Origin of the sequence: Microvirga aerilata, from assembly GCF_016743775.1 — a bacterium.
Classification (GTDB): Bacteria; Pseudomonadota; Alphaproteobacteria; order Rhizobiales; family Beijerinckiaceae; genus Microvirga; species Microvirga aerilata.
The window spans coordinates 116,231-139,431 of sequence record NZ_JAEQMY010000002.1 but is presented as its reverse complement, the minus strand read 5'-3'; the positions used below and the strand labels follow the sequence as shown (position 1 = coordinate 139,431).

The window sequence follows — 23,201 nt, the reverse complement described above, 5'->3', positions numbered from 1 at the left end:
TCGCATCATACGCTGAACGAGACTTCCGGCAGGGTCTCGATGGCGGGCCTGGCGAACAGAAAGCCTTGAAACAGCTGGACTCCCGCGTCCTTGAGCGTGGCGAGCTCCGCTTGCGTCTCGATGCCTTCGGCTATGACGGTGATGTCGAGCGCGCGGGCCATGACCAGGATGCCGGAAATGATGGCCCGGCGTGCCGCGGAATCCGTGATGCCGCGGATGAGCTCCATGTCGATCTTGATGAGATCCGTCTGGAAATTGGCGAGGAGGTTCAAGCCCGCATGGCCCGCGCCGAAATCGTCGATGGCGGTGATGAAGCCGAGGCGCTTGTATTCCGCAATGATCCTGGCCACGTGCTTCGTGTCCGCCATGCGCTCGTTCTCGGTGAACTCGAACATGATGCGCCGGGTGTCGAAGCCGACGCGGCTGGCGGTTTCAAGCGAGGTCCTGATGCAGGCCGCGGGCTCATAGACCGCATTCGGCATGAAGTTGATGGACAGCCGGGCGCTGGTGTCTCTTGGAAAGAGGCGGCCCGCCAGTTCGATGGCCTTTACCCGGCAGGCCTGGTCGAACTTGTATTGCCGCTCCTCGTCCACTTGGCTCAGGATCTGCCCGGCCGATTGGCCTTCGGTTCCGCGGACCAGCGCCTCGTAGCCCCAAACCGTCTTCCGCTCCAGGTCGACGATGGGGTGGAAGGCCATGGTGAACGTGAAGGGTAGGGGTTCGCCGGCCTGACAACCCTGGCACCTGACCTTCGTATCCAGCACGGGAATCTCGCTTGCCCATGAATGAGTTCGAGACCGCAGTCTCAAGGAAATACCTTGCGATTGGCCTAACATGCCCAAAGGTCATGAATGGTCCGGCAAACCAAATAGAGCGCTCTCGCAGGCTGTCCTGCCCGTGCGCGTTGACAAAGTGAAGCATGAGGCGGATGATTTTTTCAGGGCGGGCTGACGGCATAGCTTTTTCGCGAACAAGCGGGAGCCGCCTCCATGGCCAGCAGCCGATTTGCGTTCCCACCATCCGGCGAGACGATCTTTCTGACCGACGGCGGTCTCGAAACCACCCTGGTTTTTCTCGAAGGGTTGGACCTTCCCTGCTTTGCGGCCTTTCCTCTGCTGCGGAGCGAAGAGGGGCGGGAGGCGCTCGAACGCTATTTCCAGCCCTATATCCGCACCGCCGTGGAGCGGGATGTGGGCTTCATTCTCGACACGCCTACATGGCGCGCCAACGCGGACTGGGCCGCGAGGCTGGATGTCCTGGCCGATGAGCTGGCCGGAATGAACCGGGAGGCCGTGCGCTGGGCCGCCGCCCTTCGCGACAGGCTCTCCGACAGGACGGACAGGGTTCTGATCAACGGTGTCGTCGGGCCCCGGGGTGACGGTTACAGGCCCGAGGCGCAAATGACGGCGGGCGACGCTCAGGCCTACCACGCGCCGCAGGTCGAATCCTTTCGCGAAGGCGGGGCGGATTTGGTGAGCGCCATCACCATGAACTATGCGGAGGAGGCCATCGGCATCGCCCGCGCGGCGCAGGCTCTCGGCATGCGAGTCGTGATCTCGTTCACGGTCGAGACGGACGGCAAGCTCGCCTCAGGGGAGACGCTCCAATCCGCCATCGCGAGGACCGATGCGCAGACCGACGGGACTCCGGCCTACTACATGATCAACTGCGCGCACCCGACCCACTTCGACAGGGTTCTGTCAGACAACGAGCCCTGGACTCGGCGCATTCGCGGGCTGCGCGCCAACGCGTCGCCGAAGAGCCACGCGGAGCTCGACGAAGCCACTGAACTCGACCCGGGCGATCCCGTCGATCTGGCTCGCCGGTATCGGGACCTGCGCGCGCGCATGCGGCATCTGTCCGTGCTCGGAGGATGCTGCGGTACCGATCACCGCCATATCGCGGCGATCTGCGAGGCCTGTCTTCCAGCCTCAAGCCGAGCGTTGTGACGAGACGTCGGTCTCTTCCTTGTGCCGCTCCCAGGGCCAGCGGCCTTCGATCTCGACCTCGAGGGAGAAGCTGAGGAAGGTTCTGATCAGCACGATGCCGCCGAGGATCAGAAGGCTCTGGAGGGTGGGCTCGATGGCGACCGTGTTGATGATGTCGGCGGCAACCAGGAATTCCAGGCCGAGCAGGATGGCGCGCCCCAGATTCGAGCGGTAGAGGCCGAACGCCTCCGATCCTGGGCGTCCGCGAAGAACCTGCCAGAGGACCGCGACGCTCGCTCCCAAGATCCCTAGAACGATGATGGCGATCCCGCCGACCTCGATGACGCGCGTGATGAAGTCCAGTGCCGGGCGGAACCATTCGTCCATGAGTGCGCCTTTCCAGGGTTCTTAAACATGGATTCATAGGTCAGCCGGGCCAAGCCGCCAGAGGGCAGCGCCCGAATGGAGCCCGAGCATCCCGGAAGGGCGCTGGAACCTGGAGCGGGTCAGGTGAAGCCGGGTTTGCTCGGAAGCCCCAGCCGTTTGAACATCATCACCACCGGGCACATGCCGGTGAAGGATGCCTGAACGAGATGAGCGCCGAGGATTCCGGTGAGCCAAAGCCAGTTGATGTCGACGTAAACGGCGAGCAGGACGCTCGCGATGATAAGCCCGCCGACGGTGAGAAGGATTGCGCGTTCTACGGTCATGGACATGCCTCCAGGAGAGACCTGCGGATTCTACCTCAAGCCGGGCAGGGCGACAAAGAAAAAGGGCCGGCGGAGGCCAGCCCTTTCTCGAAACGCTCAGTATGCAAGCGTCATTCGGCGGACGACACCCGGACCTCGTCCTCCACGTCGAACAGGCGCTGTCCTCTCAGGACCACCACGGGCGAGCCGACGGGCACGCGGCTGTGGAGGTCGATGATGTCCTGGTTGAACATGCGGATGCAGCCGCTCGACACCGACTGGCCGATGGACCAGGGCTCGGTCGTGCCATGGATGCGGTACAGGGTGTCGACCCCGTTGTCATAAAGGTACAGGGCGCGCGCGCCGAGAGGGTTGTCGAGGCCGCCCTCCATGCCGCCGGCCCATTTGGCGTTGCGCTCGGGCTCGCGCCGGATCATCGCAGGGGTCGGGGTCCAGCGCGGCCAGGCGGCCTTGCGGCCGACACGGGCGCGTCCGCTCCAGGCGAGACCCTCCTTGCCGACGCCGATGCCGTAGCGGATGGCCCGGCCGCCCTCGCGCACGAGGTAGAGATAGCGGGCGGTGGTATCGACCACGATGGTGCCGGGCTCCTCGCGACCGTAATAAGCGACCTCGCGGCGCAGGAAGCGCGGATCGACCTCGGAGATGTCGGTGGCCGGAAGGGGGTGCGGCTCGTCGAGGCGGGGTCCGTACATGGCCGCGTAAGCCGGATCGATGCGACGCATCGCTTGCTGCGGAGGGGTCTGGGTGGACACGCAGGCCGCCAGGGCAACGGGCAGAAGAAGGACGAGGAAGCGAATGGCTTTTCGCAGCGAGGACAGGCTGGAGACCGGCGCAGCAAACATCAGTGGGGGAACCTGCAGTTTCTGGTTTTTGGCTACATCCGCCGACGCCTAGGAGCGACGGCAGTACTCTCAAAGAGACATAGTCCCGGTGGTGTCGAGAAGGTGGATGTCTCGTGGCGGAAATGTGGCAGAGGCAGGTTGTGGTTTGCAAGACACAGTCTTTTGAACGTGGCTATACTATTTCATGGAAGCGGGTTGAAGCCTTCGCTAAGGTCGAGCGTTCCTTCTCGCCTCATACCGATAGCGAGCACTTTCGATGCAGCCCATATCCATTCAGATGCTGACGATCTGCGGCATCTCGGAACTGCCGGACCAGCGTGACCGGTCCGTGACCCATGTCCTCTCGATTCTCGATCCCGATCATCCCGATCCGGAGGCCTTCGCGGCATACGATCCCCATCATAGGACGATCCTGCGCTTCCACGACATCATCAATCCCATCGAAGGCATGATCCTGCCCGAGCCGGAGCATGTGGCGGCCGTCCTGCGCTTCGGCGATGAGGTTGCGGCAGGAAGCGCCGAGCGGTCCGAAGGGCATCTGCTCGTCCACTGCCATATGGGCATATCCCGTTCGACCGCCGCGATGCTGACGCTCCTGGGCCAGACCAATCCGGAGGAGAGCGAGGACCGGCTGTTCGAGCGGCTGACGGACATCCGGCCTCAGGCTTGGCCGAACTCGCTCATGATCGCCTTCGCGGACGATCTTCTGTCGCGCAACGGCCGCCTCACCGACGCTCTGCGCCGCCACTACGGGCGCCAGATCCGGCGCATGCCCCAGTACGCGCAGTTCATGCACGATCTCGGCCGGAGCCGCGAGGTCGAGATGGCGGCCTGACCGCCGCCTCTCGATCCGATGCTAGCGGGCCGGGGACTTTCCCAAGGGCCCGAACTTCGCGTCCGGCTTGAGCGGAGGAGGCACAGCCTCGTCGTTGGCCAGTTCCTCGATGATCGGGCAATGCGGACGCGCATCGCCATGGCAGTTCGTGGCCAGGTGCTTGAGGGTCGAGGCCATCTCCTGCAACTCCCGGATCTTGCGCTCGAGCACGCCCACATGTTCGAGCGCAATGGTCTTCACATCCTTGCTCGCCCGCTCCCGGTCGTGCCAGAGCGAGACCAGATCGGCGATCTGCTCGACGGAAAAGCCGAGATCCCGTGCCCGGCGGATGAAGCGCAGGGTATGCACGTCACGGTCCGAGTAAACCCGGTAGCCCGACTCCGTTCGCACCGTCCTCGGGATCAGTCCGATGGACTCGTAGTAGCGGATCATCTTGGCCGAAACGCCCGAGGCTGCGGCTGCCTGTCCGATGTTCATGCGGCACCTTCGATGGCTTGCGTGGCTGTGGAGGCAGTCACCTGCCCAGACGGGACAGGGGCTTTGAAGCGGCGCAGCCGCAGGGCGTTGCCGAGAACGAAGACGCTGGAGAGCGCCATGGCTCCCGCCGCCACGACCGGGGAGAGCAGGGTGCCGTCGACCGGATAGAGGACGCCGGCGGCGACCGGGATCAGCAGCACGTTATAGGCGAAGGCCCAGAACAGATTCTGACGGATGTTGCGGATCGTCGCCTTCGAGAGGGCGATGGCATTCACCACGCCGCGCACGTCGCCCGACATCAGCACCACGTCGGCGCTCTCGATGGCGATGTCCGTGCCCGTGCCGATGGCAATGCCGATATCGGCCTCCGCCAGGGCAGGGGCATCGTTGATGCCATCGCCCACGAAGGCGATCCGTCCATGGGCTTCCCGCAGGCGCTTGACCGCCTCCACCTTGCCGTCGGGCAGAACCTCCGCCGCCACTTGGTCGATTCCGATCTGCCTTGCGATCGCCTCGGCGGTCCTGCGGTTGTCGCCGGTGATCATGGCGACCTTCAGCCCAAGCGCATGCAGGGCCGCGATGGCCTCCGGCGTCGAGGCCTTGATCGGGTCCGCGACCGCGATCACGGCCGCAAGCCTGCCGTCGATGGCGGCATAGAGGGGGCTTTTGCCCTCCTGCCCCAGGCGGGCCGCCGCATCGCCGAACGTGGAAACATCCAGCCCGAGCGTCGTCATGAAGCGGTCGGCGCCCACATCCACCTTTCTGCCTTCGACCAAGGCGGAGACCCCAAAACCCGGAACGGCCTCGAAGCCCTCGGCAGCCGGCAGGGGAAACCCCCGCCGCCCGGCCGCCGCAGCGATGGCCTGGGCAATCGGGTGCTCCGAACGGCTCTCGACGGAAGCGATGAGCCTCAGGGCCTCGGCTTCCGAAAAGCCGGGCGCCGTCATGAAATCCGTCAGCTCAGGACGTCCCTGGGTAAGGGTGCCGGTCTTGTCGAGGGCGACGATGCCGGTCTCCTTGAGGCTTTGCAGGGCCTCGCCTTGGCGGAAGAGCACGCCCAGCTCCGCCGCGCGGCCCGTGCCCACCATGATCGAGGTGGGGGTGGCCAAGCCCATGGCGCATGGGCAGGCGATGATCAGCACGGCAACCGCATTGACCAGCGCGAAGGTGAGGGCGGGATCGGGCCCCAGAACCAGCCAGACCAGGAATGTCGCAAGCGCCGCCGCCATCACGGCGGGCACGAACCAAGCCGTCACCCTGTCGACCAGGGCCTGAATCGGGAGCTTCGAGCCTTGCGCCTGCTCGACCATGCGGATGATCTGGGCCAGCACCGTGTTCGCGCCGATGCGGGTGGCCCGGAAGGTGAAGCTGCCGGTTTTGTTGATGGTGCCGCCGACCACCTCCGCCCCTTCTGCCTTCTGCACCGGCACCGGCTCGCCCGTGATCATGGATTCGTCCACGAAGGAGGAGCCCTCGACAACCTCGCCGTCGACGGGGATGCGCTCGCCCGGGCGCACCTGGACGATGTCGCCGGCGAGCACCTGATCGAGCGGGACCTCCAGGGCCTCGCCGTCGCGCATGACCCGGGCGGTTTTGGCCTGCAATCCCATGAGGCGCTTGATCGCCTCGGAGGTGCGCCCCTTCGCCTTGGCCTCCAGATAGCGGCCGAGGAGGATCAGCGTCACGATCACGGCCGCCGCCTCGTAATAAACGTTGTCCAGGCCGGCGGGCAGGAGGCCCGGCAGGAAGGTCGCGACGACCGAATAGGCGTAGGCCGCGCTCGTGCCGAGCACCACCAGGGAGTTCATGTCCGGGGACCGGCGCAGGAGGGCGGGAATGCCCTTGCGGAAGAAGCGCAGGCCCGGTCCGAACAGAACAAGCGTCGTCAGCGCGAACTGCAGGTACCAGCTGTTCCGGTGCCCGAGGGTCCCTATCACCCAGTCATGAACCGCCGGGATGAAGTGGGAGCCCATCTCAATGACGAACACCGGCAGGGTGAGGATGGCGGCCATCAGGAGCGCGCGCCGGAGATTGCCGATCTCGGCGTCCCGGGCAACTTGCTCCCGGCTGGAATGATCGTGGTCCGGGCGGATGGCCTCGGCTTCGTAGCCGGTGCTCTCCACCGCGCCGATCAGACGCTCCACCGCCTCCGGACCGCCGAGATACCGGACCGTGGCCCGCTCGGTCGCGAGGTTGACCGAGGCGTCGAGAACCCCTGGAGCCCGCCTGAGCGCCTTCTCGACCCTGCTCACGCAGGAGGCGCAGGTCATGCCGGCGACCTTCAGCTCGACCGTGCTGTCGGCGGGCTCGTATCCCGCGGCCCGGATGGCCTCGGCCACCGCCACCGCGTTCGCCTCGGCCGGTGCGAAGGACACATGGGCCCGCTCCGTCGCAAGGTTCACGTTCGCGGCGGTAACGCCCTCGACGGAACGGATCGCCTTTTCGACACGCCCGACGCAGGACGCGCAGCTCATGCCCTGAACGGGAATGTCGATGCTGCCCTCTGCAGCGGAAAGCTTGACGGTGGCCATGCTGAATCTCCTGACCTTGATATAGGAGTTCGGTGTAATCCTTCCAATCATGGGAAGGTCAAGTCGGCTCGAAGCAGCGGCCTCGATCCGCTTGTCCGGCTGCCATTGCGCGGGAACCATGGCCGAGCCTGGGTCATTGATCCGACACGTTTGCCGAATAGCCCGCCATTGGAACTTCCTGCTTGTGCCGATCGAGCCGATGCTCTTTCCTGTAACGAACGATAAAGCCGGTGCCGACCTTTGAAGCATAGCGATCAACAGGGGCGAACCCTTCGGATTCTCACCTACAATGTCCACCGCTGGCTTGGCACGGACAGGCAGATTTCACCGGGGCGGATTGCGGAGGTCATTGCATCCTGCGATCCCGACATCGTGGCGCTCCAGGAGGTTCGCGTCGGACGGGTGAGGGCCGGCGAGGTCGATCAGGCCGCGACCGTTGCGGCCACCCTCGGCATGGATCTCCACTTCCAGCCGACGATCCGCATCCTGGGAGAGCAATACGGCATTGCGGTCCTGACCCGCCACTCGTCGAGGATCGTCCGGGCCGAGCGCCTGCCCACGCAATCCACGAGACCGTCTTTCGAGAAGCGCAGCGCCCTGTGGGTGTCGGTGGAGGTCGAAGGCCATGCGGTCCAGGTGGTGAACGCCCATCTGTCCTTGCGCTCGGGGGAGAGGAGGGCGCAGGCGGCGGCCCTGGTCGGGTCCGATTGGATCGGCCATCCGGACTGCGCCGATCCCGCAGTGCTTCTCGGCGATTTCAACGCGCCGCCCTATTCACGCTCCTACCGGCTCATCGCCAACCGGCTGCACGATGCTCAGCTCTCGAATGCATCGGGCGAGCCCCAGCCGACATTTCACACCCGGGCGCCGGTTCTGCGCCTCGACCACGTGTTCGTGACGAAGTCGGTGGAGGTGGTCAACGCCGGGCCGGTGCGAAACCCGCTCACCAAAGTTGCCTCGGATCACTTTCCCCTTCTGGCGGAGCTGCGGGTGCGCAAGCGCTCCAAGGCGGCCGCGGAGGGGCAGGCCCATGCGAGCGAGCTCCTGTGACGGATCGTCTGTTCTCTTATGTGAAATAAAGTAGCAATTTAGTCTAGGGTGCCTTGAATGTGGCACCGTGTGACGTACAAATGATGCGTCTTGTTACGTTGTAATTTTATATTCCCGTGGGGCAGGGAAGAGGGACCGGAATGAAGCTGTACTATACCCCTGGCGCCTGCTCGCTTGCCCCTCGGATCATCGCATGCGAGGCCGGCCTTGAGATAGAGTACGACAAGGTTGACCTGAAAACCCAGACGACCGCCTCCGGGAGGGACTTCATCAGGATCAATCCCAAGGGCTATGTTCCCGCGCTCGCGCTCCGCAGCGGCGAGATTCTGGCCGAAGTCCCCGTCATTCTCGAGTACATGGCCGATCAGGCGCCGTCCGCGCAGCTCCTTCCGAGGCTCGGCTCCCTTGAGCGCTACCGGGTCAAGGAATGGCTCGATTTCACAGGCACCGAGCTTCACAAGGGCTTCGATCCCCTGTGGAACGGACCCATGCCCAACAAGGCGCGCCAACTGGCCGTGAGCCAGCTGCAGCGGCGTTTCGAATACCTCGACCGGTGTCTCACAGGGCAGCCCTACCTGATGGGTGAGCGGTTCACGGTTGCCGATGCCTATTGCTTCACGGTTCTGAGCTGGACGCGCTTCCACCGCATCGACCTGTCCGCCTGCGCGATGGTTCTGGACTATATGAAACGGATGTCCGAGCGGCCGATGGTCAAGCGCGCTCTGCAGGCCGAAGGGCTGCCGATCGCCGCCTGACACCATAAACCAGGGCACGGCAAGGGTTGCGCCGGGCATGGGCGACCTGAGCCCCTTGCCATGGGGCCGAAGGGCGGCTAGGCACCCGTTGCCATGCTTCCTGTGTCTGTTTTCATCATCGCCAAGAACGAGGCCGACCGGATCGGTGCCACGATCCGTGCGGTTCGTGACCTGACGGACGATCTCGTCGTGGTCGACTCCGGCTCGACGGACGGAACCCAGGCCGTGGCCGAGGAGCTTGGCGCCCGGGTGATCTTCAATGCCTGGCCGGGTTACGGGCTGCAAAAGCGCTTTGCCGAAGACCAGTGCCGGCACCCATGGCTGCTCAACCTCGATGCGGACGAGGAGGTGTCGCCCGAGCTCCGGGCCGAGCTTCGTGCCCTGTTCGCCCAGGGGGAGCCCCCGTGCCAGGCCTATGGCATCCGCATCGCCGAAACTTATCCCGGGGAAGGTGCGCCGCATCCCCTGGCGTACCGGATCGCCCCCGTTCGGCTCTACCGCAGGGATTCTGGCCGCTATTCCTCGTCCCTGGTCCACGACCGGGTCGATCTGAAGCCGGGAACGAAGGTCGGGAAGCTGAGAGGCCTCGTGCACCACCGGTCCGTGCGCTCCCTCGGCGATCAGCTCGCCAAGCTCAACAGCTATGCCGATCAGCAGGCGGTCGACCTTGAGGTGAGGGGCATCTCGATTCCCACCTGGCGGGTGTATTTCGAGTTCCCGGCGGCCTTCCTGAAGGCCTATTTCGGCCGGCTCCATTTCCTGCGCGGCACCTACGGGTTCCTGATTTCCATGAACTACGCCACTTGGCGTCATCTTCGCCTGGCGAAGCACTACGAGAGAAAGCGCCTGAGCGCCCTTGCGAGAGCGAATGCCAGGGCCGAGCAGACCAAGGCGCTGCGCTAGCCCCTCACAGGGCGGCGATCACCTGGATCTCGAGCCCATAGCCGGGATCCGCCAGCCGGGCCTCGACGCAGACCCGCGCGGGAGCCTCCCCCGGCACGACCCACGCATCCCAGACCGCGTTCATCTCGTCGTAGGAGGCGATGTCGGCAAGCCAGATCGTCGCCTGCAGGATCCTGACCCGGCTGCTGCCGATCTCCGCGAGGGATTGGTCGATCTGCTCCAGGATGTCCCTGGTCTGCTCCGCAACCGGAAGGCCCAATGTCGTCTCGGGGACATAGCCTGAAAAATAGGTCGTGTCGCCGAGGATGACGAGATCGCTGTAACGCGCGGCTACGCCAATCCGCCTGATGCCTGTCACGGTGTTCTTCCTCGCCTGTTCGTCGCAGCCTGCTCTTATCACGGCCCTTGGTGCGGCGCACAGTCCCGCGTTCGCCGACGGGACCGGAAGGGGTAAATTTGGACCTTGACGAAAGGCCCCCATTCGCGTCTATTGCGCCACCTGCGCGAAGGGGATCAGGCATCCCCGTTCGTCGCCCTGGAGACGTGGCCGAGCGGCTGAAGGCACTCGTTTGCTAAATGAGCATACCCCAAAAGGGTATCGAGGGTTCGAATCCCTCCGTCTCCGCCATCCCTCACGCAAGTACCCACAAAGCTGACGCGCCCACCGCAACAGGTAGAACCTAGCCTTGTCAGAGCTGCTGCGTTCTCGCCATGCCGGCGTTGGACGCGCCCCCGGACCTGCCCGGTTTCACGCCGGCTCCGCCTCTGCCGAACGTGCTGGATATGCCCATAGCCGAGGAGGTGCCGCCGCTGCCCGGCTTCACGGCCGATTCCATGGCCGGCCAGCCCGATCTGGAAAGCTACCCGATCCAGGATCATGACCCGTCCGACTATGTGGAGTCGTTCCCCATCGGCGAAGATGGCCGGGCCCTAGGTGCTGGAGAGCGTCGATACACCGGCAGCAAGATTCCTTGAAGAGGTAGCGAGAGGAGAGTTGCCTCCGCAGCAAGATCAAGAGCTTAGAAACCTTCAACACAAGTACAATAAACATGGCCATCACTGGGGTATGGACAAAAATGCTTCTTTCCGCGTGAATGCAGCAGCCTACGCACAGACCTTGATCGACCATAAAAATAATCCAGATACTGAAGTATCTTTCGGTACATTCCGCGGGGCTACGCCAGTGATTCATTACTTCAATCCAATCACAGGGCTATGGTTAGGCGTGTTCGCAGATAGCACTATCTCGCGCTTAGCGACCTTCATGCTCGATGATGATCAAGTAAGGGATCTAGACGAGAAGGGAGATGTGCGGAGAGAAAGGGAAATTATGTAGTCGATTATCAAACAGTTTTGAAGCAACACACCAATGATCTACTATAAGGAAAGATCAGCGGAGATGAATTCTGGTCAAACTTGGACGAAATTAGGACTAATATTATACATCGCGAAAGAGAAGTTATAAAATCTTATGCTCTTGATGAGCAGGATTATAGAACGAACCACCCAAATCTATACAATAAATATGAAGTAGAGCATCAGAAAGAGGACCGATTCAATAGGTTTGTTAGCAAGATACACTCAGAGGCTCAGTTCTATGAGTCGAATGATCAAGCACGATCTGATCTTAACGCCACCCCCTCAGAGGGAATGCACTATCTTGACGACGAAGAACTTCGTCAGTTGATCAAGAAGTTTTATGAAGAGGTGATCCAAACCGGCTTATGGCTGGATGAGGAGATCGCGAGCTCAAGCGAGTAAAATGGAGCTAATTATGGATTTAAAGCGGACTGAGGGAGGTAGGCTCTCACTGGTATTGACGGAAGATCAGTTGCGCCTTCTACAAGCGAGTATACATGAGACTTTTGGAAGTATGAACCGAGCAGATATCAAGGATCGAATTCAAGCTGATCCTGAGCAGGTCCTAGCTATGGGAACTGAGCTGATGGACTTGCTTGAAGGACAGAATATCAATCTTTAGTATTTGCCAGCCTTTTGGTAAATCTACTGAGTCTTACACGAATTGATACTGGAGAGATGCAATGGAGTTGCGCCGAATTGACCAAAATACACTTTCTCTTGTTCTGACAGAAGACCAACTTCGCGTGTTTCAGAATTGCATGCGCCAATTGCTTATAAACCTACATGAAAAAGCCTTCGATTCACGAACAGGGGTTAATTTCACAACTTTTTCTGATTTTGTGGAGGAACTATCAAAGCTAAGTAGCGACGAAAAGCTTATGTAAGCTTCATTTAAGTGCGGCCTTTCCCCAGTTATGGCAGGGAATGCTATGGCGAGATTTTCCTAGAGATTTGGCTGAGACTGCTCTCGTTAAATAATATAATTTAAGTACAAACTTAGCCTAATCTGTTCCAGTGCAAATTAAACGGGACATGTTCCATGAGCACGACTGATTTGATGAGCAACATGGACCCGACCTAAAGATCCTCATGCGTAATCTGATCGATGAAGAAATCGACGGAAGCGCCTTTCGGAAAAGGCTGCAGCGGACGCGCGGCTGCCTTCAAGCGGTCGACATCGCGCTCCGGTGGACCCTGACGGATTATCCTCCTGAACTGTTCAGCTATGTCGCAGTTATCTTATGGGTCCAACGTCGGACCTGTTGGAGGAATCTCATGTACAAGCTCGCGTTCGCTGCCGCCTTGGGCCTGTTAGCCGCTGCCTGCGCCACCCAGCAGCAGACCACCAGCACTGCGGTTGGAGCGACGGCCGGTGCCGTTGTGGGCGGTCCTGTCGGAGCCGTGGTGGGTGCCGGCGCCGGCGCCGTGGCCGGTGCGCCCGGCGGTGTCGTTGATGAAGTTCAGGGTGACAACCGTCCCCGTCGGCGCGTGACCCGGCGCCAGTAAGCCGCTCACGCCGGCCAAATACACGCTGCAGCCACATGGTCCCACATGTGGCCCAACTGGCTGCAGCGTGTGAGGCCTCGGTGCGGATGTCGGCTCTCTGCCGCTGCCTAAGGGTAAGCAGTCCAGACCATAACCTCGCAGTGATGCCTCCCCGGACGGGCGGCCCGAACGGTCGCGCCCATCGCTGTCTGCGAGCCATCGCCAAGCCTGAGGATCCGCCTTTCTTCACGCTGGGCGCCCCTCGGGTTCTTCTGCTAAGCTAACCCGATCACACCAAAGGGACAGCAGAATGGACAGGGCGGGATCTCAGGTTGCACGGTCGTTTCCCACGCGCTCAGGCCGGAGCCTGTCCTTCACCGAACTCGGCTTCGGAACCGCTCCCCTTGGAAATCTCTACCGGGCGATCGACGAGAGCGCCGCACAGGAGACCTTGCAGACGGCCTGGTCCGTCGGCTGCCGGTACTTCGATACGGCGCCGCTCTATGGACTCGGCCTCTCGGAAACGCGGCTGAACCCATTTCTCCGCGGGCGGCCCCGGGACAGCTATGTCCTGTCGACCAAGGTCGGCCGTCTTCTGAGAGCCTGCCCGCCCGAGCAGCGGACCGGCATTGGCAAGTTCTTCGGGACCCCTGCGCGGCAGGAGGTGTACGACTACTCCTATGACGGGGTGATGCGCTCGATCGAGGACTCGCTGGAGCGCCTCGGGGTCGATCGGATCGACATTCTCTTCTGCCACGATGTGGACGTGTTCACCCATGGCTCGAAGGAGGCATCCGACCGGCGCATCGGCGAGTTCATGCAGGGCGGCTACCGCGCCCTCGCGGCCCTGCGGGACCAGGGCGTGATCGCCGCCATCGGGGCCGGCGTCAACGAGTGGCAGGTGTGCGAAAGAATGGCCCGGGAGGGCGATTTCGACCTGTTCCTGCTAGCTGGCCGCTACACGCTCCTGGAGCAGGAGGCGCTCGAAACCTTCCTGCCGTATTGCACCGAGCGCGGCATCGGCATCGTGCTCGGCGGCCCCTACAATTCCGGCATCCTGGCCACGGGGCCGAAACCCGGCGCCTTCTACAATTACGATCCGGCACCCCCGGAAATCCTGGAGCGCGTTGGGAGGATCGAGAAGGTTTGCAGCGCCCACGGCGTTCGGCTGATCGAAGCCGCTCTGCGCTTCCCTCTGGGGCATCAGGCCGTCGTATCGGTGGTTCCCGGCGCCCAGACGGCCGAGGAAGTGCACCGCAATGCCGAGATCATCCAGGCCCGTATCCCGAGCGGCCTGTGGGAGGACTTGAAGTCGGAAGGCTTGCTGCGCCAGGACGCTCCTGTGCCGGCATAGGGTGTCAGACGTAAACAGAACCCGCGAGGCGACGATGTTGATCGATTCCCACCAGCATTTCTGGCGCCTCAGTCGCGGCGATTACGGATGGCTGAAACCTGAGCTGACGTTGCTTTATCGCGATTTCGGTCCTGACGACCTGCGTCCGCTTCTCGACCGCCACGGCATCGAACGCTCCATCCTGGTGCAGGCCGCGCCGACCGTGGCTGAGACCGAATTCATGCTGGAGACGGCCGAAGCGGCCCCCTTTGTGGCCGGGGTTGTCGGCTGGGTCGAGTTCACGGCACCCGAAGCACCGGAGATCATGCGCAAGCTCGCGGCCAATCCCCTGACCGTGGGGTTCCGGCCGATGGTTCAGGACATCCCTGACGACGACTGGCTCGTGCGCCCCGAACTGGCGCAGGCGTTTCGGGCGATGATCGAGAGGGGCATCGTGTTCGATGCCCTTGTTCTTCCGCGCCACCTGTCCCGGTTGCTGGTGGTCGCAGACCGTTATCCGGAGCTCACCATCGTCATCGATCATGGGGCCAAGCCTGCAATCCGCGAGGGCAGCCTCGACCCCTGGAGGGCCGACATGGCAGCCGCGGCCGCCCGGCCGAACGTCGTGTGCAAGCTCTCCGGCCTGGTGACGGAGGCTCGGCCTGACTGGTCCGTCGAGCACTTGCGTCCTTACGTGGATCACCTGCTCGACGTGTTCGGGCCTGATCGGCTCCTCTGGGGGAGCGACTGGCCCGTGGTGAATCTTGCAGGCGGCTACGACCGCTGGCGCGAGGCGACCCTGCAGCTTATTGCACACCTTTCGGAAGCAGAGCGGGCTGCAGTGCTCGGCGGCACGGCAGCCCGGATTTACCTGAAGAGCCGAGGGCGGCCCTGACGCAATCTGTGGCGAGCGCGACCTCATAACCGGAGAGGAGGGGGCTCCTCTCCGGTTCGGGCGGTCTCAGTCGTACAGAACGGCTGCGATCTTCGGGTCCGTCATGTTCGACTTGTCATAGTAGAAGAAGCCGGTGTCGATCACCTTGTCGACCTTCTCGCCTTTGAGGGTCTTTACGGCAGCCTCCACGGTCTTGTAGCCGATGCCCACAGGGTTCTGGGTGATCGCGCCGGCCATGAGCCCGTCCTGAATCGCCTGCTTCTGCTGCTTGCCGGAATCGTAGCCGATGATGACGAGCTTGCGGTTCATCTCCTTGGCGCCGTTCACGACACCAATGGCCGAGCCCTCGTTGGCGCCGAAGATGCCCTTGAGCTTGGGATTGGCCTGCAGAATCGACTTCGTGATCTCGGTCGATTTCAGGTGATCGCCGGAGCCGTACTGGACGGAGACGATGTTGATCTTCGGGTGCTTCTCCTTGATGCGGTTCACGAAGCCGTCGCGCCGGTCGATACCGGTGCGGCTGGTCTGGTCGTGCACCACCAGCGCGATATCGCCTTCGCCGCCGATGAGCTCCGCCATCTTGTCGGCCGCAAGCGCTGCCGCGGCGATGTTGTTCGTGGTCGCGGTCGTGACCGGGATGTCGCTGTCGACGCCCGAGTCGAAGGCGACGACCGGGATCTTGGCGGATTGCGCCTTGCGCAGCAGCGGGATGGCGGCCTGGCTGTCGAGCGCGGCGAAACCGAGAGCCTTCGGGTTCTTCGCAAGAGCCGCGGAGAGCATGTCGATCTGCTTGTCGACCATGGTCTCGCTGTCGGGTCCCTCGAAGGTGATCCGCACGTTGTGTTCGTTCGCGGCCTGCTCGGCGCCGGCCTTCACGGCCTGCCAGAACTGATGCTGGAAGCCTTTGGACACGAGCGGGATGTAGATGTCCTGGGCGGCTGCTGGGCCGGCGAGGCTCATGAGGGCCCCGAGGCTGATGGCACCGATCAAAGAGCGTCTATTCCACATTGTTTCCTCCTGGTTCTGATTGATTGCCTCCGGCATCGTGTTCGGGTGACAGGGCCGGATTCTTTGGATCGTCGCTGCGGCTTGTCTGTTCCTTTTCGATCAACAGAGGGAAGGGGATCCTCAGCTCTTCCGGCGGAGGATGTCGGCGTAAACGGCCAGAATGATGATGATCCCGGTCACCACCGTCTGCCATTCCTGGGCGACCGAGAGGATTCGCAGGCCGTTGGTGAGCACGCTGATGATCAGCGCGCCGATGATGGTGCCGAGGATGGTGCCGCGTCCACCGCTAAGAGAGGTGCCGCCGATGACCACGGCGGCGATGGCATCCAGCTCGTAGCCTTGGCCAAGGGCGGGCTGGGCCGAGTTGAGGCGCGACGCGATGATGAGGCCTGCGATGCCGCAGATGGCCCCCGACACGGTGTAGACGATGATCTTCCAGAAATCCGTGTTCACGCCCGAGAGGCGAACGGCTTCCTCATTGGAGCCGAGCGCGAAGGTGTAGCGGCCGAGGGCCGTGCGCGTGAGCACGATGCTGGAGGCGACAGCCACGACGAACAGGATCAGAACGCCGTTCGGGATCGGCAGGAAGGGCAGGATCTCGCCGATGAGCGATTCCTGGGAGATCACCGGGAAGTTCGGCGTGTCGTTGAAGTAGATCGGCCGCGTTCCCGAAATGACCAGAGCCAGGCCCTTCAGCAGCATCATCATGCCGAGCGTCGCGATGAAAGGCGGGATCTTCATCTTGGCGATGAGAACACCCGAGACGGAGCCTGCCAGCGCACCGGCCGCGATGGCGGCCATGATCCCCACCGGCATGGGCAGGCCCCAGTAGGTGAGGAAGACGCCGGCGATGACGGCGCAGAATGTCATGAGCGTACCGACCGACAGGTCGATCCCGCCCGTGATGATGACGAAGGTCGCGGCGACGGCGAGCACGCCGTTGACGGCGGTTGCCTGAAGGATGCCGATTATGTTGTCCGGCTGAAGGAAGTTCTCCGACGCGATGCTGAACACCGTCATCAGAACCACCAGGCTGGCGAAAGCCAGGATCTTCTGCCAGGCGCCCGGGCTGAACACCGTTGCCTTGCCTGCCGCCAGCGCGGTTTGCTGCGCAATTGTCGTCATTGTGTCAGTTCCCTGGCAGCCGCGGATGTGGTGCTGCCGGTTGCGGTCGTGCTGTGCCGTTGGGTGGCGAGGCGCATGATATCTTCCTGGGTCGTTCCTTCGCCTGGCAGGATGCCGGTCAGCCGGCCTTCGCACATGACGGCGATGCGGTGGCTCATGCGCAGGATCTCCGGCAGTTCGGACGAGATCATCACGATGGCGCGCCCCTGGGCCGCCAGGGTGTTCAGGAGCTTGTAGATCTCGTTCTTCGCGCCGACGTCGATGCCCCGCGTCGGCTCGTCGAAGAACAGGATCTCGCAATCCCGCGTGAGCCATTTGGCGATCACGATCTTCTGCTGGTTGCCGCCTGACAGGAGGCGAACCTCCTGCGAGTCCGAAGGGGTCTTGATCTTCAAGCGCGCGATGTAGGAACGGGCCGTGTCGCGAATCTCCCTTGATTTCAGGAACATCCCCAGGGAGAGAAAGCGCCGCAGGCACGGCATGACGATGTTGGTGGCCACATCCATGCCCGTGGCAAGCCCGAAACGCTTGCGGTCTTCCGAGAGATACCCGATGCCGAGGCGCACCGCGTCGCGTGGCGAGCGGATCGCAACCGTACTTCCCCTGACCATGATCTCGCCGCCGTCCAACGGATCGGCACCGAAGATCGCGCGCGCGACCTCCGTGCGTCCAGCGCCCATCAGGCCGGCAAAGCCCAGGATCTCGCCCTTGCGCAAGCTGAAGCTGACATCCTGGATGGCGTGGCCGCGCCTGAGGTTGCGCACCTCGAGCACCACGTCGTTGCCGATGGAATCGGGAATGGCCTCCTTGGTCTCGGTCAGGCTTCGGCCGACCATCATCGAGATGATCGTATCCATCGTGGTGGAGGCGGTTGGCAGGGTGCCTACATAAGCGCCGTCGCGCATCACGGTGACGCGGTCTGAGATCTCCTTCAGCTCATCCATCTTGTGGGAAATGTAGACGATGCCCACGCCTTCGGCCTTGAGCTGCCGGATGATTCTGAACAGCTCCATGGTCTCCGCATTGTTCAGGGCGGCCGTCGGCTCGTCCATGATCAGGACCTTGGACCTGAACGACAGGGCCTTGGCGATCTCGACCATCTGCTGCATGGCGACCGTAAGCTCGCCAACCTCCCTGCGCGGGTCGAGCTTGAGATTCATGCGCGCGAAGATCGCCGCGGCATCCCGGTTCAGGGCATCCTCGTCGAGCATGAGGCCCAGAGTGCGCTTGGGCTCGCGGCCGATGAAGATGTTCTGCGCCGCGGTCAGGTCGTTCATCAGGTTGAGTTCCTGATGGATGATGCTGATGCCCAGATCCTGCGCCGCGCGCGGCGAGGGAATGTCGACGGATGCGCCATCGACCCGGATCGTGCCGGCGTCCTTCTGGTAGATGCCGGCGAGAATCTTCATGAGCGTGGATTTTCCCGCTCCGTTCTCTCCCATCAGGGCATGAACTTCGCCGGGAAGGAGTTCGAAGCTCGCTTTCTTCAGTGCCTGTACGCCGGGGAAGGATTTGTCGAGGCCCGTGATGGTCACAAGAGGCGTCATATGACGCCTCGCAGTTGGCGGCAGGCATGAGTGACGCTGCGATCCTCGGCCAAGGCGGGCGCATTGCCGCTTGTCGCGCCGACACGCGCAAAGGCGCTTGCATGACCTACACGCGATGCAGGCGCGAAGATGACCAGGGTATCGCCCTGACGTCGCATATGTTCCTCCCGACCGCCAGATGAGACGACCCTGGAGCCTTGTCTCGCATCCCGGTTCAGCCGACCCGGGCGATGCGAGAGTTCGGATCTCTTCTTATTGTTCGAAGATGATATTCTTGGACAATTTCGGAATGCAACCGAAAAATACGACCTCCTGCGGCAGCAGCAAGCCTGCGCGAAGTGGTCTTCAAGATATGCGGCCGGCAGTGGATTCTGCAGCATGCAATTGCTCGCGATCCTGCCTCATATGACGAACAGGTCGGAGCTTCTGGCCGCTAGCAGATCCACCTCGTCCATCACCGCCCCCAGATGAGCCTTCATGGCTTGGCCTGCGGCCGCTGGGTCATGCCCTTCGAGAGCGCGGAAGATGGTCCAATGCTCCGCCAGCGTGTCGGCATGGCGCCGCCGGGAGGAGAGGAGGCGTCGAACCCGGTCGATGTTGGCGCGCGATGCATCGATCACGGCCGCCACGCGCGGAAGGTCCAGGCCGTCTACCAGGATGGCATGGAATCTGAGATCGAGGGCATGAAACCCTGTGCGGTCGTCGCGGGCAACCGCCTCCTGCTGTGCTTCGAGATTGCTCCGCAGCATTGCCAAAACGGTCGGGGGCAGGCGGCTTGCGGCCGTCTCGGCCACCATCACCTCGAGCGCCCTGCGGATGAGCATCGACTCCTGGATTTCGCTCAGCCGGATGCGTGCGGCGCGCGAGCCGCGCTGGGGCAGGATCTCGACCAGCCCCTCCGTCGCAAGGCGCGTCAACGCCTCCGAGACCGGGAATCGGGACACCCCCAGGGCCGTGCAGACCGCAGCCTTGTCGATAAACTCGCCCGGAGCGAAGTCGAGGGCGACGATCGCTGCGCGAAGGCATCGTTCCACCTGTTCGGTCGTTTGCCCTCGTGCCTCCCGATCCAGGGGCGTGAGGAATTCGTATCTTTTTCTCTTGTCCGGCGCGTCCATTTGCCTAACATGTTAGCCGAGCCGATGGGCGGACGCCACCAGCTTGTCGGGCCACTCACGCGAGCAAAGTCGCTCGCCGCAATCTGATAGCCGGTCGCAGAGCCGGGTTTTTCGGAGGAACGCCTATGCCATCTCTCAGCCGCCGCCTAGCGTTCGGACTCATCGCTGCTGCCACCGTGACGCTTCCGGCCTTGCCAGCCTTTGCACAGGCAAAGCTGAAATGGGCCCATGTGTATGAAACATCGGAACCTTTCCATACTCAGTCGGTATGGGCGGCACAGGAAATCGCGAAGCGAACCAACAACCGTTACCAGATCGACGTCTACCCGGCTTCGCAGCTGGGCAAGGAAAGCGACATCAACCAGGGCCTGTCGCTGGGCACCGTCGACATGATCATCTCCGGCCCGAGCTTCGCCGCCCGCAGCTACCCGCCGGTCGGGATCGGGTATTATCCATACATCTTCCGGGATGCCTCCCATCTGCTCACCTTCGCGAAGAGCGACGTGTTCAAGGAGCTCAGCGCAGGTTACGCCGAGAAGACGGGGCACCAGATGGTCGCTCTTACCTATTACGGCATCCGTCACAGCTCCACGAATAAGCCGTTCAAGACCTGCGCCGAGATGAAGGGGCTCAAGATCCGAGTGCCCGATGCGCCGGCTTATCTCGCAATGCCCCGCTCCTGCGGCGCGAACACGTCGCCGATTGCCTTCGCAGAGGTTTATCTGGCGCTCCAGAACGGCACCGTGGACGCACAGGAAAACCCGCTGACGACCATCGAGGCCAAGAAGTTCTACGAGGTCCAGAAGCACATCGTGCTCACCGGCCACATCGTGGACCATCTCTCGACCATCATCTCCAAGCAGCTCTGGGCCAAGCTCTCCGACGAGGACAAGAAGGTCTTCACCGCCGTCGCGCAGGAGGCCGCTGTCCGCGCCTCTTCCGAGATCCAGGCGAAGGAAAAGGAACTGCTCGACACCTTCAAGCAGAAAGGCCTGACGATCACCGAGGTGAACAAGGACGAGTTCAAGGAAGCGGTCATGAAGAACGTGACCCTGGAATCTCTCGGCTATCGGAAGGCTGACTACGACAAGATCCAAGCGCTGAAATCAGAAGGCCTGTGAAGCTACGGGAGCGGGCTGTCGTCAAAGGGCCCGCTCCCATCCTGCGTCATCGACCCTGGGGCCGTTCCAAGCGGCCCGCCCCTGACGCTTTTTGCGAAACATCCCCCGGGATGCTCCCGCCTGGCTTTTGAGGATGAAGGACACTGAATGACCACCGAGGTGCATACCCAGGTCACCGCAGAGGAGTTGGCCAAGACCTTCGACGAAAGCGAGCACGCGCCGATCGACCTATCGGGCTACGCCTTCGAAGATTGGTTGTCCTTGGCTCTTTTCTGGGCGATGGCCTTGGCCGTGTTCGTGCAGTTTTTCACCCGCTACGTGCTGAACGACTCCTTGGCCTGGACGGAGGAGATTGCAACGAACCTCAATGTGGCCCTGGTTTTCGTCGGTTCCGCCATGTGCGTTCGCATGAGCCGGCATATTCAGGTCGATTTCCTGTACCGCTATCTACCGCCCGGCATCGCTCGCGTGCTCGCAACGGTCATCGACGTCGTTCGCATCGCTTTCTTTGCCTACGGAGCCCTGCTCATGTGGCAGTTCATGAGCATAGTCGCAGACGAGCAGATGACCACCATCGCCCTGCCGAAAAACCTCAGCTACGGGCTCGTCTTCATCGGCTTCGTTCTAATGTTTTTCCGCGCCGTCCAAGTTGCCGTCGCGAACTGGCGCCGAGGTTATTCGGTGCTTGAGCGTCCTGAAGCTTTCGATGCACCCATAGTGGCAGAAACCTAATGTGGATCTTGATCGGCTCCTTCCTCATTCTCATGATCCTCGGGCTGCCGGTGGCGCTGTCGATGGCCGTCGCCTCGCTGCTCTACATCCTTGCTACCGGCACGGTGCCCGACGTGATCGTTGCACAGCGCATGATCGCCGGCGTCGAGAGCTTTCCGCTTCTCGCCGTTCCGTTCTTCATCCTTGCCGGCAACCTCATGAACATCGCAGGCGTGACCGGCCGCATCTATTCCTTCGCCGTCGCGCTCGTCGGCTGGATGAAGGGCGGCCTGGGTCAGGTCAATATCATCGGTTCGGTGATCTTTTCAGGTATGTCCGGCACCGCCATCGCCGATGCCGCGGGGCTTGGCACAATCGAGATCAAGGCCATGAAGGATCATGGCTATTCGACTGAATTCGCGGTTGGCGTCACGGCCGCATCGGCAACCCTCGGGCCGATCTTTCCTCCCTCTCTGCCCTTCGTCATCTACGGGATGATGGCGAACGTCTCCATCGGGGCTCTCTTCCTGGGAGGTCTCATCCCCGGCGTGGTGATGACGCTGATGATGATGATAACGGTGGCCTACTTTGCCTATAAGAACGGCTGGGGCTCGGATACTCCGTTTTCTTGGCGCCAGCTCGGAAACGCCAGCATCGAAGTCGTCATCGTTCTTATGTTCCCGGTCGCGGTGTGGCTGATGATCCAGGGCGGCCTCTCGCCGAATGTGGCGATCGGCATCGCGTTGGCCGTGCTGCTTGCGCTCGACTGGTACTTCGACTTTTCCGCCGTCATGGCCCTGATGGCGCCTGTCATTCTGATCGGCGGAATGACCCTCGGTCTCTTCACCCCGACCGAGGCGGCCGTGGCGGCCGTCATCTGGTCGCTCTTCCTCGGGCTTGTCCGCTACCGTTCCATGACCTTGAAGAGCTTGGCCAAGGCTACGTTCGATACCATCGAAACCACGGCCTCGGTGCTCTTCATCGTCACGGCGGCCTCCATCTTCGCCTGGCTTCTGACGGTCAGCCAGGCCGCCCAGATCCTGTCGGACGCCATTCTCGGCTTCACCCAGAACAAATGGGTGTTCCTGCTGCTCGCCAACATCCTCATCCTGTTCGTGGGCTGCTTCATCGACACCATTGCGGCCATCACCATCCTGGTGCCGATCCTTCTGCCGATCGTTCTCAAGCTGGGCATCGACCCGGTTCATTTCGGCCTCATCATGACCCTGAACCTGATGATCGGCCTTCTGCATCCGCCGCTCGGCATGGTGCTTTTCGTGCTGGCAAGGGTTTCCAGGCTTTCCGTCGAACGCACGACAGTGGCTATTCTTCCCTGGCTCATTCCCTTGATGCTCGCGCTCGTCGCGATCACCTATATTCCTGAGCTGACCCTATGGCTCCCGCAGAAGATGGGATTGGGACGGTGAATGCCTGGCCAGTCGAACGATCAAATTGGGACGTAAGACAC

General features: G+C 62.3%; 25 protein-coding genes and 1 tRNA gene. 14 read left to right on the top strand and 12 right to left on the bottom strand.

Annotation, left to right across the window (positions count from 1 at the left end):
- Positions 1-5: 5 nt before the first annotated feature.
- Entirely contained in the window at positions 6-698 is a 693-nt protein-coding gene (locus tag JKG68_RS02470; RefSeq protein ID WP_246515030.1) for an EAL domain-containing protein, read from the bottom strand.
- Positions 699-989: 291 nt separating this feature from the next.
- Between JKG68_RS02470 and JKG68_RS02465 the strand changes: the two genes are divergently transcribed.
- Positions 990-1,949 carry a homocysteine S-methyltransferase family protein gene (locus JKG68_RS02465; RefSeq protein WP_202055519.1) on the top strand — a complete coding sequence of 320 codons (960 nt, stop codon included), beginning with the start codon at positions 990-992 and terminating at the stop codon, positions 1,947-1,949.
- Here the strand turns inward: JKG68_RS02465 and JKG68_RS02460 are convergent.
- The 3 genes from JKG68_RS02460 to JKG68_RS02450 all read right to left on the bottom strand — a co-directional run bounded on the left by JKG68_RS02460 (position 1,932) and on the right by JKG68_RS02450 (position 3,480).
- Entirely contained in the window at positions 1,932-2,315 is a 384-nt protein-coding gene (locus tag JKG68_RS02460; protein WP_202055513.1) for a DUF1622 domain-containing protein, read from the bottom strand. The two genes, JKG68_RS02465 and JKG68_RS02460, sit on opposite strands and share 18 nt — an antisense overlap.
- 119 nt (positions 2,316-2,434) lie before the next feature.
- The gene (locus JKG68_RS02455) at positions 2,435-2,638 is read right to left on the bottom strand and encodes a YgaP family membrane protein (protein ID WP_202055511.1); all 204 of its coding nucleotides are present in this window, start codon (positions 2,636-2,638) and stop codon (positions 2,435-2,437) included.
- A 110-nt stretch (positions 2,639-2,748) separates the two neighbouring features.
- The gene (locus JKG68_RS02450; protein WP_202055509.1) at positions 2,749-3,480 is read right to left on the bottom strand and encodes a L,D-transpeptidase; all 732 of its coding nucleotides are present in this window, start codon (positions 3,478-3,480) and stop codon (positions 2,749-2,751) included.
- 256 nt (positions 3,481-3,736) lie between these two features.
- Between JKG68_RS02450 and JKG68_RS02445 the strand changes: the two genes are divergently transcribed.
- Complete coding sequence (locus JKG68_RS02445; protein ID WP_202055507.1) at positions 3,737-4,315, top strand: tyrosine phosphatase family protein; 579 nt, start codon at positions 3,737-3,739, stop codon at positions 4,313-4,315.
- 21 nt (positions 4,316-4,336) lie between these two features.
- On the opposite strand, the gene cueR is transcribed toward JKG68_RS02445, so the two are convergent.
- Both cueR and JKG68_RS02435 read right to left on the bottom strand, forming a co-directional pair.
- Positions 4,337-4,792 carry a Cu(I)-responsive transcriptional regulator gene (gene cueR, locus JKG68_RS02440; RefSeq protein ID WP_202055506.1) on the bottom strand — a complete coding sequence of 152 codons (456 nt, stop codon included), beginning with the start codon at positions 4,790-4,792 and terminating at the stop codon, positions 4,337-4,339.
- The gene (locus JKG68_RS02435) at positions 4,789-7,323 is read right to left on the bottom strand and encodes a heavy metal translocating P-type ATPase (RefSeq protein WP_202055505.1); all 2,535 of its coding nucleotides are present in this window, start codon (positions 7,321-7,323) and stop codon (positions 4,789-4,791) included. The genes cueR and JKG68_RS02435 overlap by 4 nt, the downstream gene beginning before the upstream one ends.
- A gap of 240 nt (positions 7,324-7,563) precedes the next feature.
- On the opposite strand from JKG68_RS02435, the gene JKG68_RS02430 reads away from it, so the two are divergent.
- The 3 genes from JKG68_RS02430 (at position 7,564) to JKG68_RS02420 (ending at position 10,031) form a co-directional block, all read left to right on the top strand.
- Positions 7,564-8,373, top strand: coding sequence for an endonuclease/exonuclease/phosphatase family protein (locus JKG68_RS02430; protein WP_202055504.1), 810 nt, complete (start codon positions 7,564-7,566; stop codon positions 8,371-8,373).
- A 140-nt stretch (positions 8,374-8,513) separates the two neighbouring features.
- Entirely contained in the window at positions 8,514-9,128 is a 615-nt protein-coding gene (gene gstA, locus JKG68_RS02425) for a glutathione transferase GstA (protein WP_202055503.1), read from the top strand.
- A gap of 93 nt (positions 9,129-9,221) precedes the next feature.
- Positions 9,222-10,031: a glycosyltransferase family 2 protein gene (locus JKG68_RS02420; protein ID WP_202055502.1), complete on the top strand. Its 810-nt coding sequence runs from the start codon at positions 9,222-9,224 to the stop codon at positions 10,029-10,031.
- A 4-nt stretch (positions 10,032-10,035) separates the two neighbouring features.
- On the opposite strand, the gene JKG68_RS02415 is transcribed toward JKG68_RS02420, so the two are convergent.
- Positions 10,036-10,389 carry a RidA family protein gene (locus JKG68_RS02415; protein ID WP_202055501.1) on the bottom strand — a complete coding sequence of 118 codons (354 nt, stop codon included), beginning with the start codon at positions 10,387-10,389 and terminating at the stop codon, positions 10,036-10,038.
- 179 nt (positions 10,390-10,568) lie between these two features.
- Here JKG68_RS02415 and JKG68_RS02410 point away from each other — a divergent pair.
- From JKG68_RS02410 to JKG68_RS02385, 6 genes are all read left to right on the top strand, one after another.
- Positions 10,569-10,659, top strand: a tRNA-Ser gene (locus tag JKG68_RS02410).
- Positions 10,660-10,742: 83 nt separating this feature from the next.
- Positions 10,743-11,006 carry a hypothetical protein gene (locus JKG68_RS02405; protein WP_202055500.1) on the top strand — a complete coding sequence of 88 codons (264 nt, stop codon included), beginning with the start codon at positions 10,743-10,745 and terminating at the stop codon, positions 11,004-11,006.
- The gene (locus JKG68_RS02400; protein ID WP_202055499.1) at positions 10,966-11,367 is read left to right on the top strand and encodes a colicin D domain-containing protein; all 402 of its coding nucleotides are present in this window, start codon (positions 10,966-10,968) and stop codon (positions 11,365-11,367) included. Before JKG68_RS02405 ends, JKG68_RS02400 begins: the two co-directional genes overlap by 41 nt.
- A gap of 1,301 nt (positions 11,368-12,668) precedes the next feature.
- Entirely contained in the window at positions 12,669-12,899 is a 231-nt protein-coding gene (locus tag JKG68_RS02395; RefSeq protein ID WP_202055498.1) for a YMGG-like glycine zipper-containing protein, read from the top strand.
- 289 nt (positions 12,900-13,188) lie between these two features.
- Positions 13,189-14,232, top strand: a complete 1,044-nt coding sequence (locus JKG68_RS02390; RefSeq protein WP_202055497.1) for an aldo/keto reductase — start codon at positions 13,189-13,191, stop codon at positions 14,230-14,232.
- A gap of 34 nt (positions 14,233-14,266) precedes the next feature.
- Positions 14,267-15,106: an amidohydrolase family protein gene (locus JKG68_RS02385; RefSeq protein ID WP_202055496.1), complete on the top strand. Its 840-nt coding sequence runs from the start codon at positions 14,267-14,269 to the stop codon at positions 15,104-15,106.
- 66 nt (positions 15,107-15,172) lie between these two features.
- Here JKG68_RS02385 and JKG68_RS02380 read toward each other — a convergent pair whose 3' ends face one another.
- From JKG68_RS02380 to JKG68_RS02360, 5 genes are all read right to left on the bottom strand, one after another.
- Positions 15,173-16,114, bottom strand: a complete 942-nt coding sequence (locus JKG68_RS02380) for an ABC transporter substrate-binding protein (RefSeq protein ID WP_202055495.1) — start codon at positions 16,112-16,114, stop codon at positions 15,173-15,175.
- 120 nt (positions 16,115-16,234) lie between these two features.
- Positions 16,235-17,239 (bottom strand): ABC transporter permease, encoded by a 1,005-nt coding sequence (locus JKG68_RS02375; protein WP_202055494.1) that lies wholly within the window; start codon positions 17,237-17,239, stop codon positions 16,235-16,237.
- Positions 17,236-18,786 carry a sugar ABC transporter ATP-binding protein gene (locus JKG68_RS02370; protein ID WP_202055493.1) on the bottom strand — a complete coding sequence of 517 codons (1,551 nt, stop codon included), beginning with the start codon at positions 18,784-18,786 and terminating at the stop codon, positions 17,236-17,238. The genes JKG68_RS02375 and JKG68_RS02370 overlap by 4 nt, the downstream gene beginning before the upstream one ends.
- A complete protein-coding gene (locus tag JKG68_RS02365; protein WP_202055492.1) occupies positions 18,783-18,944 on the bottom strand; it encodes a hypothetical protein in 162 nt (53 codons plus the stop codon). Before JKG68_RS02365 ends, JKG68_RS02370 begins: the two co-directional genes overlap by 4 nt.
- A 243-nt stretch (positions 18,945-19,187) precedes the next feature.
- Positions 19,188-19,901: a GntR family transcriptional regulator gene (locus JKG68_RS02360; protein ID WP_202055491.1), complete on the bottom strand. Its 714-nt coding sequence runs from the start codon at positions 19,899-19,901 to the stop codon at positions 19,188-19,190.
- Positions 19,902-20,026: 125 nt separating this feature from the next.
- On the opposite strand from JKG68_RS02360, the gene JKG68_RS02355 reads away from it, so the two are divergent.
- The 3 genes from JKG68_RS02355 to JKG68_RS02345 all read left to right on the top strand — a co-directional run bounded on the left by JKG68_RS02355 (position 20,027) and on the right by JKG68_RS02345 (position 23,160).
- Entirely contained in the window at positions 20,027-21,022 is a 996-nt protein-coding gene (locus tag JKG68_RS02355) for a sialic acid TRAP transporter substrate-binding protein SiaP (protein WP_202055490.1), read from the top strand.
- Between the two features lie 147 nt (positions 21,023-21,169).
- On the top strand, positions 21,170-21,754 hold the full coding sequence (locus JKG68_RS02350) for a TRAP transporter small permease (protein ID WP_202055489.1): 585 nt from the start codon (positions 21,170-21,172) through the stop codon (positions 21,752-21,754).
- The gene (locus JKG68_RS02345; protein ID WP_202055488.1) at positions 21,754-23,160 is read left to right on the top strand and encodes a TRAP transporter large permease; all 1,407 of its coding nucleotides are present in this window, start codon (positions 21,754-21,756) and stop codon (positions 23,158-23,160) included. Before JKG68_RS02350 ends, JKG68_RS02345 begins: the two co-directional genes overlap by 1 nt.
- Positions 23,161-23,201 lie beyond the last annotated feature (41 nt).

Coding starts and splice junctions, on each gene's coding strand:
- JKG68_RS02470 (WP_246515030.1), bottom strand. CDS start 698: ATGGCCTTCCACCCCATCGTCGACCTGGAGCGGAAGACGGTTTGGGGC.
- JKG68_RS02465 (WP_202055519.1), top strand. CDS start 990: ATGGCCAGCAGCCGATTTGCGTTCCCACCATCCGGCGAGACGATCTTT.
- JKG68_RS02460 (WP_202055513.1), bottom strand. CDS start 2,315: ATGGACGAATGGTTCCGCCCGGCACTGGACTTCATCACGCGCGTCATC.
- JKG68_RS02455 (WP_202055511.1), bottom strand. CDS start 2,638: ATGACCGTAGAACGCGCAATCCTTCTCACCGTCGGCGGGCTTATCATC.
- JKG68_RS02450 (WP_202055509.1), bottom strand. CDS start 3,480: ATGTTTGCTGCGCCGGTCTCCAGCCTGTCCTCGCTGCGAAAAGCCATT.
- JKG68_RS02445 (WP_202055507.1), top strand. CDS start 3,737: ATGCAGCCCATATCCATTCAGATGCTGACGATCTGCGGCATCTCGGAA.
- cueR (WP_202055506.1), bottom strand. CDS start 4,792: ATGAACATCGGACAGGCAGCCGCAGCCTCGGGCGTTTCGGCCAAGATG.
- JKG68_RS02435 (WP_202055505.1), bottom strand. CDS start 7,323: ATGGCCACCGTCAAGCTTTCCGCTGCAGAGGGCAGCATCGACATTCCC.
- gstA (WP_202055503.1), top strand. CDS start 8,514: ATGAAGCTGTACTATACCCCTGGCGCCTGCTCGCTTGCCCCTCGGATC.
- JKG68_RS02420 (WP_202055502.1), top strand. CDS start 9,222: ATGCTTCCTGTGTCTGTTTTCATCATCGCCAAGAACGAGGCCGACCGG.
- JKG68_RS02405 (WP_202055500.1), top strand. CDS start 10,743: ATGCCGGCGTTGGACGCGCCCCCGGACCTGCCCGGTTTCACGCCGGCT.
- JKG68_RS02395 (WP_202055498.1), top strand. CDS start 12,669: ATGTACAAGCTCGCGTTCGCTGCCGCCTTGGGCCTGTTAGCCGCTGCC.
- JKG68_RS02390 (WP_202055497.1), top strand. CDS start 13,189: ATGGACAGGGCGGGATCTCAGGTTGCACGGTCGTTTCCCACGCGCTCA.
- JKG68_RS02385 (WP_202055496.1), top strand. CDS start 14,267: ATGTTGATCGATTCCCACCAGCATTTCTGGCGCCTCAGTCGCGGCGAT.
- JKG68_RS02380 (WP_202055495.1), bottom strand. CDS start 16,114: ATGTGGAATAGACGCTCTTTGATCGGTGCCATCAGCCTCGGGGCCCTC.
- JKG68_RS02375 (WP_202055494.1), bottom strand. CDS start 17,239: ATGACGACAATTGCGCAGCAAACCGCGCTGGCGGCAGGCAAGGCAACG.
- JKG68_RS02370 (WP_202055493.1), bottom strand. CDS start 18,786: ATGACGCCTCTTGTGACCATCACGGGCCTCGACAAATCCTTCCCCGGC.
- JKG68_RS02365 (WP_202055492.1), bottom strand. CDS start 18,944: ATGCGACGTCAGGGCGATACCCTGGTCATCTTCGCGCCTGCATCGCGT.
- JKG68_RS02360 (WP_202055491.1), bottom strand. CDS start 19,901: ATGGACGCGCCGGACAAGAGAAAAAGATACGAATTCCTCACGCCCCTG.
- JKG68_RS02355 (WP_202055490.1), top strand. CDS start 20,027: ATGCCATCTCTCAGCCGCCGCCTAGCGTTCGGACTCATCGCTGCTGCC.
- JKG68_RS02350 (WP_202055489.1), top strand. CDS start 21,170: ATGACCACCGAGGTGCATACCCAGGTCACCGCAGAGGAGTTGGCCAAG.
- JKG68_RS02345 (WP_202055488.1), top strand. CDS start 21,754: ATGTGGATCTTGATCGGCTCCTTCCTCATTCTCATGATCCTCGGGCTG.